The 12,472-nt window shown below is 61.6% G+C and carries 8 protein-coding genes; 6 read left to right on the top strand and 2 right to left on the bottom strand.

Features of this window, described 5'->3' with window-relative positions; all coding sequences use genetic code 11:
* Positions 1–93: 93 nt before the first annotated feature.
* A complete protein-coding gene (typA, locus tag F8A90_RS17045; protein WP_043335760.1) occupies positions 94–1,902 on the bottom strand; it encodes a translational GTPase TypA in 1,809 nt (602 codons plus the stop codon).
* A gap of 642 nt (positions 1,903–2,544) precedes the next feature.
* On the opposite strand from typA, the gene glnA reads away from it, so the two are divergent.
* The 6 genes from glnA (at position 2,545) to F8A90_RS17015 (ending at position 11,507) form a co-directional block, all read left to right on the top strand.
* Entirely contained in the window at positions 2,545–3,951 is a 1,407-nt protein-coding gene (glnA, locus tag F8A90_RS17040; protein WP_192838990.1) for a glutamate--ammonia ligase, read from the top strand.
* Positions 3,952–4,402: 451 nt separating this feature from the next.
* Entirely contained in the window at positions 4,403–5,095 is a 693-nt protein-coding gene (locus F8A90_RS17035; protein WP_225996596.1) for a DUF4124 domain-containing protein, read from the top strand.
* 263 nt (positions 5,096–5,358) lie between these two features.
* Positions 5,359–6,453 (top strand): nitrogen regulation protein NR(II), encoded by a 1,095-nt coding sequence (gene glnL, locus F8A90_RS17030; RefSeq protein WP_264158090.1) that lies wholly within the window; start codon positions 5,359–5,361, stop codon positions 6,451–6,453.
* On the top strand, positions 6,450–7,859 hold the full coding sequence (gene ntrC, locus F8A90_RS17025; protein ID WP_043335756.1) for a nitrogen regulation protein NR(I): 1,410 nt from the start codon (positions 6,450–6,452) through the stop codon (positions 7,857–7,859). The genes glnL and ntrC overlap by 4 nt, the downstream gene beginning before the upstream one ends.
* A gap of 144 nt (positions 7,860–8,003) precedes the next feature.
* Entirely contained in the window at positions 8,004–9,341 is a 1,338-nt protein-coding gene (locus F8A90_RS17020) for a deoxyguanosinetriphosphate triphosphohydrolase (RefSeq protein ID WP_200018129.1), read from the top strand.
* A gap of 480 nt (positions 9,342–9,821) precedes the next feature.
* A complete protein-coding gene (locus F8A90_RS17015) occupies positions 9,822–11,507 on the top strand; it encodes a BCCT family transporter (RefSeq protein WP_233593372.1) in 1,686 nt (561 codons plus the stop codon).
* A gap of 120 nt (positions 11,508–11,627) precedes the next feature.
* On the opposite strand, the gene F8A90_RS17010 is transcribed toward F8A90_RS17015, so the two are convergent.
* Positions 11,628–12,464, bottom strand: a complete 837-nt coding sequence (locus F8A90_RS17010; RefSeq protein ID WP_200018125.1) for an ATP-grasp domain-containing protein — start codon at positions 12,462–12,464, stop codon at positions 11,628–11,630.
* Positions 12,465–12,472: the final 8 nt, after the last annotated feature.

Genomic DNA, 12,472 nt, shown 5'->3' with positions numbered 1-12,472 from the left:
GTGCTCAAACGCAAAAGACCCGCCGAGTTGGCGGGTCTTTTGCGTTTGAGCACGATGCCCCCAGCCATCAGGCAGGGGGCAGGCTGGGCCAGCTTACTTGCTGGCGCGCTTGCGCTCGTTCTCTTTCAGGTACTTCTTGCGGATACGGATGTGCAGCGGAGTGACTTCCACCAGCTCATCGGAATCCAGGAACTCGATCGCCTGTTCCAGGGTGAAGCGAATCGGCGGCGTCAGCACGATGTTTTCATCGTTGCCGGTAGAACGCATGTTATCGAGCTTCTTGGCCTTGGTCGGGTTGACGACCAGGTCATTGGCGCGGTTGTGGATACCGACCAGCATGCCTTCATAGACTTCGGTACCGTGACCGATGATCAGCTTGCCGCGCTCCTGCAGAGTGTACAGGGCGTAGGACAGTGCCTTGCCCGGCACCATGGAGATCATGACACCGTTGCGACGCTCGACGCCTGCGCCTTCCTTCAGGTCACCGTAGTGATCGAAGCGGCTGGTCAGGATGCCGGTACCGGAGGTCAGGGTCAGGAACTGACCACGGAAGCCGATCAGACCGCGAGACGGGATGATGAAGTCCAGACGCACACGACCCTTGCCATCCGGGTTCATGTTGGTCAGCTCGCCCTTGCGGTAGCCCAGCTCTTCCATGATGGAGCCCTGGTGCTGCTCTTCACAGTCGATGATGACTTCTTCGTACGGCTCCTGCTTCTTGCCGTCGATTTCCTTGATGATGACTTCCGGACGGCCCACGGCCAGCTCGAAGCCTTCACGACGCATGGATTCGATCAGAACGGAGAGGTGAAGCTCACCGCGACCGGAGACGACGAATTTCTCCGGCGTCTCGCCCTGTTCGACGCGCAGTGCGACGTTGTGGATCAGTTCCTGGTCCAGACGCTCACGGATGTTGCGGCTGGTGACGAACTTGCCGTCCTGACCGGCGAACGGAGAGTCATTGACCTGGAAGGTCATGGAGACGGTCGGCTCATCGACGGTCAGCGGCGGCAGCGCCTCGACAGTGGCGGTGTCGCAGATGGTGTCGGAGATCGCGAGGTTCTCGATACCGGTGATGCAGACGATGTCGCCGGCAGTCGCCTTGTCGGTCTGCACGCGGTCCAGACCCATGTGAGTCATGACCTGGCCGATCTTGCCCTTACGGACAGCGCCTTCCTTGGTGATGATGGAAACCTGCTGACCCGGGCTGACAGCGCCACGCTTGATGCGACCCAGACCGATGACGCCGACGTAGCTGTTGTAGTCCAGTGCGGAGATCTGCATCTGGAACGGGCCGTCCAGCTCGACCTTCGGCGGCTCGACGATGTCGACGATGGACTGGAACATCGGGTCCATGGTGTCTTTCAGGTCTTCCGGATCCATACCGGCAATGCCGTTGAGGGCAGAGCAGTAGATGATCGGGAAGTCGAGCTGCTCGTCAGTCGCGCCCAGGTTGTCGAACAGATCGAAGATCTGGTCAACGACCCAGTCAGGACGAGAGCCCGGACGGTCGATCTTGTTGACGACGACGATCGGCTTCAGGCCCTGGGCGAATGCCTTCTGGGTCACGAAGCGAGTCTGCGGCATCGGGCCATCGACGGCATCGACCAGCAGCAGCACGGAATCGACCATGGACATCACGCGCTCGACTTCGCCACCGAAGTCAGCGTGCCCGGGGGTGTCCACGATGTTGATGTGGTAATCGTTCCACTGGATCGCGGTGTTCTTCGCGAGGATGGTGATGCCGCGCTCTTTTTCCTGGTCGTTGGAATCCATGATGCGTTCCTGACCCTCGGCCTTGCGGTCCAGGGTGCCGGACTGACTCAGGAGCTTGTCGACCAGGGTAGTTTTACCGTGGTCAACGTGGGCGATGATGGCTATGTTGCGAAGTTTCTCGATCACGACGGGAACCTGTGCGGAAAATGGGCGCTCGCGTACCGGGCGCTTGTGATTTGGGGCGCATTATAGGGGGCATGGCATGCCTCCTGCCAGCATCGTGCATTCACGAGGCGAGTCAGCGAGTGCCTTCAACTGGCCTGAAGTGCCCAAATGATTGTCTCTCAAGTCTTTTCCGCCTCCTTGTCGCGGACGAAAAAAACTTGTGGATTGAGGCAAACGCGAGGAGGAAAGGAAGAAATGACCGCAATGTGATGCTGACGTGATCATCGAGTGGGAGTGGAGAAATACCGCGCGTTCAGCATTTTGCACCAATGTAGAGCAATGGCGTTTTTTGGTGCACTCAAATGATGAATCTGCACTGCGCGACAAGAATTTTTGCACCTTGTCGGCTCATCTTTGGTCGGTTTTTTGCGCTTGATGCATGAAGATGGTGATGTTTTTTTTCAACATATTCATGAGCTTACTGAAATGGCCGATGAGGCGTGCGCCATTCTGGCACGCTCGCTGCATTGTTAGAGCATCCTGTCTGATGGCTGGCATAACGACGCCGACCATGAGAGAAAAGGCTTACAAAATAGAGCAATAACCCCAGACAACGCTGACACCAACTGTAACCAGAGCCGCCGGCTCCATCGGAGAATTACCATGGCTGAGAAGACACTTGCCCTGATTGAAGAACACGAAGTCAAGTGGGTTGATCTGCGCTTCACCGACACCAAGGGCAAGGAGCAGCACGTCTCCATCCCGGCGCGTTCAGTGGATGAGGAATTCTTCGAGAACGGCCAGATGTTCGATGGTTCCTCCATCGAAGGTTGGAAGGGCATCAACGAATCCGACATGATCCTGATGCCGGACGACGGTACTGCCTTCCTCGACCCGTTCACCGAAGACACCACCCTGGTGCTGCGCTGCGACGTCATCGAGCCGGCCACCATGCAGGGCTATGAGCGCGACCCGCGCTCCGTCGCCAAGCGCGCCGAGGAATACCTGAAGTCCACCGGTCTGGGCGACACCGCCTTCTTCGGCCCGGAGCCGGAATTCTTCATCTTCGATGAAGTGCACTGGAAGAACGAGATGAACGGTTCCATGTTCAAGATCTCTTCCGAAGAAGGTGCCTGGGCGACCGATTCCACGCCGGAAGGCGGCAACCTGGGTCACCGTCCGCGTCTGAAGGGCGGCTACTTCCCGGTCCCGCCGATCGACAGCTTCCACGATATCCGTGCTGCCATGTGCAACACCCTGGAAGCCATCGGTCAGGAAGTCGAAGTTCACCACCACGAAGTGGCGAACGCCGGCCAGAACGAGATCGGTGTCAAGTTCAACACCCTGGTCAAGAAGGCCGATGAGGTTCAGGAACTCAAGTACGTGATCCACAACGTGGCTCACGCCTACGGCAAGTCCGCGACCTTCATGCCCAAGCCGCTGGTCGGTGACAACGGTTCCGGCATGCACGTTCACCAGTCCTTCTGGAAGGATGGCGACAACCAGTTCGCCGGTGACGAGTACGCGGGTCTGTCCGAAATGGCCCTCTACTACATTGGCGGCATCATCAAGCACGCTCGTGCCCTGAACGCCTTCACCAATGCGTCCACCAACTCCTACAAGCGTCTGGTGCCGGGCTTCGAAGCGCCGGTCATGCTGGCCTACTCTGCCCGCAACCGTTCCGCTTCCATCCGTATCCCGTACACCGCCAGCCCGAAAGGCAAGCGTGTCGAGGCGCGTTTCCCGGATCCGACGGCCAACCCGTACCTGGCGTTCTCCGCGATGCTGATGGCCGGTATCGACGGTATCAAGAACAAGATCCACCCGGGCGACGCGATGGACAAGAACCTCTACGACCTGCCGGCCGAGGAAGCCAAGTCCATCCCGACCGTGGCCGAGAGCCTCGAACAGGCCCTGACCGCACTGGACGGCGATCGTGAGTTCCTGACCCAGGGTGGCGTCTTCACCGACGACATGATCGATGCCTACCTCGAGCTGAAGGGCGAAGACGTCCAGCGCCTGCGCATGGCGACTCACCCGCTCGAATTCGACATGTATTACAGCGTCTAAGTACAGCAGCGTCCAAGCGCTGCAGAGGTTGAGGCAGCCATTCGCTAGCCACGTCATCTGACGGAGGTGCCTTCCAGGTGAAGGCAAGCCCACGACGATGACGACAGCAGGGCCATACCGACAGGTGTGGCCCTGTTTTTCGTTGTGGCCCTGTTTTTCAATATGGCCCTGTTTCGTTCTATCTCAGTGCTCTGATCCTTTGCTCTGCCCCTGATCCTTTTCCCTGAGATCGGCCATGCTGCTGACAGATATGCAGGGCGCGGTGGTAGCCTTGCGTGACAGTCAATGCACACAGGCATCTTGTCGAAGGCCCCAAATGCTGGCATCAACGCGGTAAGCTTTGTAACTTGTTAGCCTTGTCTTCAGGCAGCAGGACGCCTGCCGATAGACCCAACCCGCTGGAGCTGCCTGCGGCTTCTGGCCTCCCATGACTCTCTTCAGGAATCTTCGGATGTGGCCCTTCGTATCCTCCTTGCGCGTCGCGAACCCCGCGACTGACTCGCGTGTACTGCCAGCAGCGCGCCCCGAGCCACTGCAGTGCCTGTTGCTGGCAGCGACGCTGATGCTGTCGAGCCTGTCGTTCGATATTCAGGCGGCCCAGGTCTATCGTCACGTCGATGCCAACGGCAACGTGGTCTTCAGTGATCAGCCTGCGGGCGGCAGCAAGGTGCAGCTGACGCCGCTCAGCGTGGTGCCGTCGACGGAATCCCTGCCGCCGCGGCGCAGCACGCCGTCGCGCGTGAGTACTGCCTCATCCAGCGAGAGCACCCGCACCCGGGCACCTGCGGTGGATGTGGCCTTCCGTGGCTATACCACCTTCACCATCCAGAGCCCGTCCAACGAGGAAACGCTGCAGACCGGGCAGGCGGGCAATCTGGCGGTACGCCTGGGGATCGAGCCCAAGCTGCGCCCGGAAGACAAGGTGCGCGTGACCGTGGACGGCGCGCCGTCTCAATCCGCCATGCACAGCACTGTCTTCATGGTGCCGGCGCTGGAGCGTGGCAAGCATGTCATCCAGGCGGAGTTGCTGGATTCCACCGGTCGCGTACGCCAGACCAGTGAGCCGAAGGTGGTCTATGTGCAGCGCGCCAGCGTCAATCTGCCTCGCAACCCCAACAATCCTGCCAATGCAGGCGGAGGCTAGCAGCGTAAGGGCGGCCTGCGTTCTTCGTGCGTTTCTCCTTCGCTGACAGGCCGCCTTCGGGCGGCTTTTTCGTGTCTGGGCCAGTCGATATCGGGCCATCTGGTGGCGGAATGAGGCAACGCGAGCTCGAGCACGATTTTTCGTCTGCACCATTTTGGTGCCAATATGAGGGGCCAGAAATGGTTGCACAGCATCGGACGCCGTGTTCTCGGTGCCTGCACCAGACTGGCGCGGTTATTGCAGAACAGGGAGACGTATTGCAGATGGCGAACAAACCCATGCATCAACGACTGCTCGAACACCTGAACACTGCCGTGGTGGTGCTGGACTCACAGCTGCAGATGGTCTGGATGAATCCCGCCGCGGAGACGCTGCTGGCGGTGAGTCTGGTGCGCGTGAAGGGCAGTACGCCCGACAACATGACCGGGCTGGATGACACCCTGATCAATGTGCTGCGCAAGGCGCTGGAGGAACAGCACCCCTACACCCAGCGTGAGGCCGAGATCATCAACGCGGCCAATGAAGCGCTGACGGTGGATTTCACCGCGACGCCCATCAGCGCCAATGAACTGCTGGTCGAGATAGAGCCGCGTGACCGCCTGATGCAGATCTCGCGCGAAGAAGCGCTGATCGCCCGCCAGGAGGCGGTCAAGGTGCTGACGCGTGGTCTCGCGCATGAGGTCAAGAATCCGCTTGGCGGCATTCGTGGCGCCGCCCAGCTGCTCGAACGTGACCTGCCCGAACCGCAGATGGTGGAGTTCACGCGCATCATCATCGAGGAGGTGGACCGTCTGCGTGATCTGGTCGATCGCATGCTCGGGCCGAACCGGCCGCCGCTGCAGGCGCCGGTCAATGTGCATGCGGTGACCGAGCGGGTGCGGGCCTTGCTGCAGGCGGAAGGCAGCGCCATCACCTTGAGCGCTGACTATGACCCGAGCCTGCCGGAGGTGATCGGCGACGAAGGCCAGCTGATCCAGGCGGTGCTCAACATCGCGCGCAACGCCACCCAGGCCCTCAATGAGCAGCCACAGCCCGATTCACCGCAGCCCGATGCCGCCCCCTACGAGATCACGCTGCGGACCCGTGCTCGTCGTCAGTTCACGCTGGGCCACGAGCGCCACCGGCTGGTCTGCGAGCTGGCGATCATCGACAACGGTCCCGGCATTCCGGAGAGCCTGCGCGAGACGCTGTTCTACCCGATGGTCTCGGGGCGCGCCGAAGGCTCAGGGCTCGGGCTGTCGATCGCCCAGGGCATCCTGCACCAGCATCAGGGGCTGATCGAGTGTGACTCGCGCCCCGGCCATACCGAATTCCGATTACTCATTCCGCTAGCCGGCACTTCTGGAGATCACACATGAGCGAGACTGCCCGCGTCTGTATCGTCGATGACGACCGTGCCATTCGCTGGGTGCTGGAGCGCGCTCTGGCACAACCCGACCTCGAGGTGGAAACCTTCGAGCGGGCCGATCAGGCCGAAGCCAGCATCATGCGTCAGTGCCCGGATGTCCTGATCACCGATATCCGCATGCCCGGAACCGATGGCCTCGATCTGATGGCGCGCGTGCGCGAGAAGTACCCGGACCTGCCCGTCATCGTGATGACGGCGCACTCCGACCTCGACAGCGCCGTGGCCTCCTATCAGGGTGGCGCCTTCGAATATCTGCCCAAGCCGTTCGATGTCGATGAGGCGCTGGCGCTGGTACGGCGCGCCGTGGCACATGCCCGTGAGTCCAAGGCGCCCGCCGCCGTGCCGGAAGGGCTGACCAAGGAAATCATCGGCGAAGCGCCGGCGATGCAGGAAGTCTTTCGCGCCATCGGCCGCCTGTCTCAGTCGCATATCACCGTCTTGATCAACGGTGAGTCCGGTACCGGCAAGGAGCGTGTGGCCCAGGCGCTGCATCAGCACTCGCCACGTGCCGCCAAGCCGTTCATCGCGCTCAACATGGCCGCGATTCCCAAGGACCTGATGGAATCGGAGCTGTTCGGCCACGAGAAGGGCGCCTTCACCGGCGCCACGGCGCTGCGCCGCGGGCGCTTCGAGCAGGCCGATGGCGGCACGCTGTTCCTCGATGAGATCGGTGACATGCCCGCCGAGACCCAGACCCGTCTGCTGCGCGTACTGGCCGATGGCGAGTTCTATCGTGTCGGTGGCATCACGCCGGTCAAGGTCGACGTGCGCATCATCGCCGCGACGCACCAGCACCTGGAAAAGCTGGTCGAGGATGGGCGTTTCCGTGAGGATCTCTTCCACCGCCTCAACGTGATTCGCGTGCACCTACCGCGCCTGTCGGAGCGTCGCGAAGACATTCCGCGCCTGATGAGCCACTTCCTGGGCGAGGCCGCGCGTGAACTGTCGACCGAGCCAAAGGTGCTGACGGAGGCCGCGGAGAAACACCTGACGCGCTTCGACTGGCCGGGCAACGTGCGCCAGCTCGAGAACACCTGTCGCTGGCTGACGGTGATGGCCTCGGGACGTGAAGTGATGATCGAGGACCTGCCGCCGGAGCTGCGCGATGCCAGCGGCACCGAGGCGGCCTCCGGCGATTGGCGTGGTGCCTTCCGCGAGTGGGCGGACCGCGCACTCGCCGCCGGCCACACCCATCTGCTGGAAGAGGCGGTGCCCGATTTCGAGCGCATCCTGATCGAGACGGCCCTCAAGCATACCGGTGGTCGCAAGGGTGAAGCCGCCGAGCTGCTGGGCTGGGGGCGCAACACCTTGACCCGCAAGCTCAAGGTGCTGCTGCCGGCGCTGGCCGAGGACTGAGGACCGAGGACTGAGGACAGCCTGAGCGGTCTGGAGAGAAAGAGAGCAGGGTGCCACAATCCCTGTTCTCTTTTTTTATGCGCGTCATTCACCTGTTATCTGCTCGCCGGCGCCAGTACACGGCGCCTGCCAAGGAGTTGCCTGATGTCATCGATGAGCTGGGAGCGACTGCTGGAACCGAGTCGCCTGCATGACGCACCGGGCACCGTATCGCGGGAGATGGGGCGGACTCCCTTCCACAAGGACCACGACCGCATCGTGTTCGCGGGTTCCTTCCGTCGCCTGGGGCGCAAGACCCAGGTCCACCCGCTGACCGACAATGACCACATCCACACGCGTCTGACCCACTCGCTGGAAGTCGGCTGCGTCGGCCGCTCGCTGGGCATGATGGTCGGCGAGAAGCTCAAGGAGCAGTTGCCCGACTGGATCACGCCGTCGGATCTCGGCGTCATCGTCCAGACCGGCTGCCTGGGGCATGACATCGGCAACCCGCCTTTCGGGCACGCCGGGGAGTACGCCATCCGCGACTGGTTCGCCGCCGAGGCCGCCAGTGATCACGGTCGGCTGGCCGGGCTGAGCGATGCCGAGCGCGAGGACCTGCTCACCTACGAAGGCAATGCCCAGGGCTTTCGTATCGTCACCCAGATCGAATACAACCAGTTCCATGGCGGCATGCGCCTGACGGCAGCGACGCTGGGCACGCTGCTCAAGTACCCGTGGACGGTGGAGCACGCCACGGCCGGCGGCAAGTTCGGCTGCTATCAGAGCGAGCGCGTGCTGTTGGATCAGGTCGCCGAGCGTTGCGGGTTGCTGGCGCGAGCCGATGGCCGCTGGTGCCGTCACCCGCTGGCGTGGCTGGTCGAGGCCGCCGATGACATCTGCTATGCACTGCTGGACCTGGAAGATGGCCTCGAGATGGGCATCCTGCAGTTCGAGGAAGTGTTCGAGATTCTCACCGGCATCAGCGGGGGTGAGCCACGCGAATATCAGGAGATGGTCGCCCGCGGCACCTCCCAGCGGCGCAAGGTGGCGGCGTTGAGAGGCGCGGCGATGGAGCGTGCCGTCAATGATGTCGCTGAGGCTTTCGTGCAGCGCGAGGCGGAACTGCTGGCCGGCACGCTCAGTGAAGACCTGCTCGACCTGTGCCACCCCGACCTCGGCTGGGGCGTGCGAGAAGCCAAGAATCTGGCGCGCCAGAAGATCTTCCGCAACGAGCGCAAGGCCAAGCTGGAGATCGGCGCCTACACCACGCTGGGGATTCTGCTCGAGGCCTTCATCGGCGCTGCGCATGAGCTGCATACCAAGGGGCGTTCCAGCTTCAAGCATCAACGTGTGCTGGCATTGATCGGCGAGAACACACCGACCAAGGACTGGGATCTCTACCGCAGCTATCGGCGCATGCTCGACTTCATCGGCGGCATGACGGACCACTTCGCGGTGGACCTCGCCCAGGAGATGGGCGGGCGCCTGCGCGGCGACTGAGAGCGAGGCGCCATCAGCTCGATCATCTCAAGTCTGATTACTTCCACCAGGAGACGGCAGCAGTGCCGTTCCCTGGTGGATGCCTGCTGTCCGGTCTGACATCTGCTGCCTTGCTGCGCCTTCCCTGCGTCTTACCCCTCTGTGGCTGCCCACCTCTGCGCTGCCTGTTCTGGCTGTGTCTTCCCTGCTGATTTGCCTGTCGCTCTCAGCCCTGTCGTTGTGCTTCCTGTTCCTCCCTTGGCCTCAACGCCAAGGACTGCCATGCGCTAATAAATGACTTGCTTGCGTTAAATTATCTTTACGTAAGCGCTTGGATCGTTGTACTAGGATTGTACGCAGTGGAGATGCGTGTATCGCAATCACTCATGATAAGCTGTTATCATGTATGGCAATAACGATAAGTGAGGCTTATATATGAGCAAGGAAACCCGAAAGGTATCCGCCAGAACGGAGGGGGATCGGTCTGAAAAGCCCTTCGACATGATCGACAAGCCGACTTTCTTCGGCTCGATCTTTCTGCTGTTGGCAGTGACGCTGCCGCTGGTCATCTTCCCCGAGCAAGGCGCGATGTGGGTATCGGCGGCCAAGAACTTCGTCACCAGCAAGCTCGGCGTGCTCTATCTGCTGCTCGGCGTGGGGGCCGGCGGCTTCATGATCTACATCATCTTCAGCGACATCGGTCAGATAAAGCTCGGTGATGCCGAGGAGAAGCCCGAATTCTCCATCGTGTCGTGGGCGGCGATGCTGTTCTGTGCCGGTATCGGGGCCTCCATCCTGTACTGGTCGATGATCGAGTGGGTCTACTACTACCAGTCGCCCCCGTTCCATGTGGAAGGCCGGACGCCGGAAGCTGCGGAATGGGCCGCGGCCTATGGCATCTTCCACTGGGGACCGCTGGCATGGGCGATCTACCTGATTCCTGCCGTGCCGATCGCCTACTTCTACTATGTGCGTCATCACAGCGTCCTGAAGATTTCCGAAGCGCTGATGCCGGTGCTGGGCGAAAAGCTGGCGCATGGCTGGCTGGGCAAGCTGATCGATATCAGCTTCATCTTCGGTATGCTGGGCGGCGGTGCGACCACGCTGGGTCTGGCGGCACCGATGATCAACGAGGGGGTGCACGAGCTGTTCGGGGTGCCCAAGTCGCTGACCACGCAGATCGTGGTGCTGCTGGTGTGTACCGCCCTGTTCGGCTACAGCGCCTACGTGGGGCTCAAGAAGGGCATCAAGCTGCTGTCAGACATCAACTTCTGGCTGGCGGTCGGCCTGTTGCTGTTCATCTTCATCGCGGGGCCGACCCTGTTCATGGCCAACACCGGTCTGGATGCGCTGGGCCGCGTGATGAGCAACCTGATCCACATGGCCACCTGGCTTGAGCCGTTCGCCGAGTTCAAGGGCTTCGAGGACACGCACTTCCCGCAGGACTGGACCATCTTCTACTGGGCCTGGTGGCTGGTGTTCGCGCCCAGCGTGGGGCTGTTCATCGCGCGTATCTCGCGGGGCCGCACCATCCGCGCCATGGTCGCCGGTTCGATGTTCTTCGGCACCATGGGCTGCTTCCTGTTCTTCATGGTGATGGGCAACTACGGCCTCTACCTGCAGCTGTCCGGTGAGCTGGACGTGGTCACCATCCTCAATGACCAGAGCCCGACCGCGGCCATCTTCGCGATGCTGCACACCCTGCCGCTGGACTATGTGGTGATCTTCGCCTTCACGCTGCTGGCGCTGATCTTCACCGCGACCACCTTCGACTCCATCTCCTACATTCTGGCCGCTGTGGTCCAGAAGGAAGTTGACGAAGAGCCGATGCGCTGGAACCGCCTGTTCTGGGCCTTCGCCCTGTCGTTCATGCCCATCGTGCTGATGTTCATCGGCGGGCTGGAGACCCTGCAGACGGCCTCCATCATCGGGGGTGTGCCGCTATTGGCAGTGGCCTTGATGCTGTGCATCTCCATCGTGCGTGCCGCGCACTATGACCTGCGCTACCAGCCCGATTACACGGTCAAGGAAATCAACATCGAGGAGTTCCCGGCAGACGACCCCTGGACCGAAGAAGGCACTTGGGAAATACCCGACGAGGACGTGCCGGCAGCAGGCAAGCCGCGGCAGGACCCGCCCAAGGATCATATCGAAGGCGACCCGCATAGCCGTCCCTCACGCCTGTGAGGAGATAAACCGGCTGGCCAGTTGAATGGTCAGTACCAGACGACAAGACGCCGCCCATTGGGCGGCGTCTTGTCGTTCAGGGCAGGCAGGGGCGCAACATGATGACGCGCCCACAAGATGTCAGGCGGTTTCCTTGAGTGTCGCGCGGCGCATGCGGCGTGGTGTCAGTAGCGGCGTCGTCGGGTCCTTGTCGTCATTGTCGAGGGCCAGATAGCGACTGATGGCGGCACCGATACGCCGTGAACTGTCCTGAATGCCCTGATTGCCGAACAGGCGATTGAACTCGAACACGACGGGATAGCCATCAACCATCGCGATATCGAAGCCGGCATGATCGACACCCAATGCCTCGGCCAGGTGCAGCGCCAGCTCGATGGCGGGCTCCGGGATGTTGTCATAGGCCGTCTCGCCGCCCTGGCTGACATTGGAGCGATAGCCACCCAGCGGCGTGACACGCCAGTAGGCGGTGATGACTTCGCCACCCACCACCACGATGCGCAGATCGCGGTCGATCTCCAGGCGCGGCTGGGCATACAGCACTGGATGCTCCGCTGCATGCGCTTCCAGCTCGCCGCGCGACTGGATCAGTTTCACGCCGACACCCATCGAGCTTTTGACTTCCTTGACGATCAGCGGGTAGCCGAAGCGCGCCTCGATATCGTCGATAGCCTGACGGCTGGCGCCACGAATCTCGGTCGGCGGCACATTGTCCGGGCAGATGGCCTGAAAGACGCGTGTCTGCTCGACCTTGTCATGGCCGATCGCGTAGCTGGGCAGGCTGGGGAAGATGCGTTTGCCGAGGCCGTAGACCAGGGTGGTGATCTGCCAGTATTCGGGAAACAGCAGGATATCGGCGGCGCGGATCTCGTCGAGGTGATCCAGCATGCGCTCCGGCTTGATATAACGAACACCGGGAATGCCGAGGGTACGAAAAGCGTCGAAGGTGATGAGTTTCATGCGGGATA

The organism is Cobetia sp. cqz5-12 (genome assembly GCF_016495405.1).
Lineage (GTDB): Bacteria > Pseudomonadota > Gammaproteobacteria > Pseudomonadales > Halomonadaceae > Cobetia.
This window is presented reverse-complemented; position numbering and strand designations above follow the sequence as displayed.

Excerpts from the sequence above, each read along its gene's own strand:
- glnA (WP_192838990.1), top strand. The coding sequence starts at position 2,545 with ATGGCTGAGAAGACACTTGCCCTGATTGAAGAACACGAAGTCAAGTGG.
- F8A90_RS17035 (WP_225996596.1), top strand. The coding sequence starts at position 4,403 with ATGTGGCCCTTCGTATCCTCCTTGCGCGTCGCGAACCCCGCGACTGAC.
- glnL (WP_264158090.1), top strand. The coding sequence starts at position 5,359 with ATGGCGAACAAACCCATGCATCAACGACTGCTCGAACACCTGAACACT.
- ntrC (WP_043335756.1), top strand. The coding sequence starts at position 6,450 with ATGAGCGAGACTGCCCGCGTCTGTATCGTCGATGACGACCGTGCCATT.
- F8A90_RS17020 (WP_200018129.1), top strand. The coding sequence starts at position 8,004 with ATGTCATCGATGAGCTGGGAGCGACTGCTGGAACCGAGTCGCCTGCAT.
- F8A90_RS17015 (WP_233593372.1), top strand. The coding sequence starts at position 9,822 with ATGATCGACAAGCCGACTTTCTTCGGCTCGATCTTTCTGCTGTTGGCA.
- F8A90_RS17010 (WP_200018125.1), bottom strand. The coding sequence starts at position 12,464 with ATGAAACTCATCACCTTCGACGCTTTTCGTACCCTCGGCATTCCCGGT.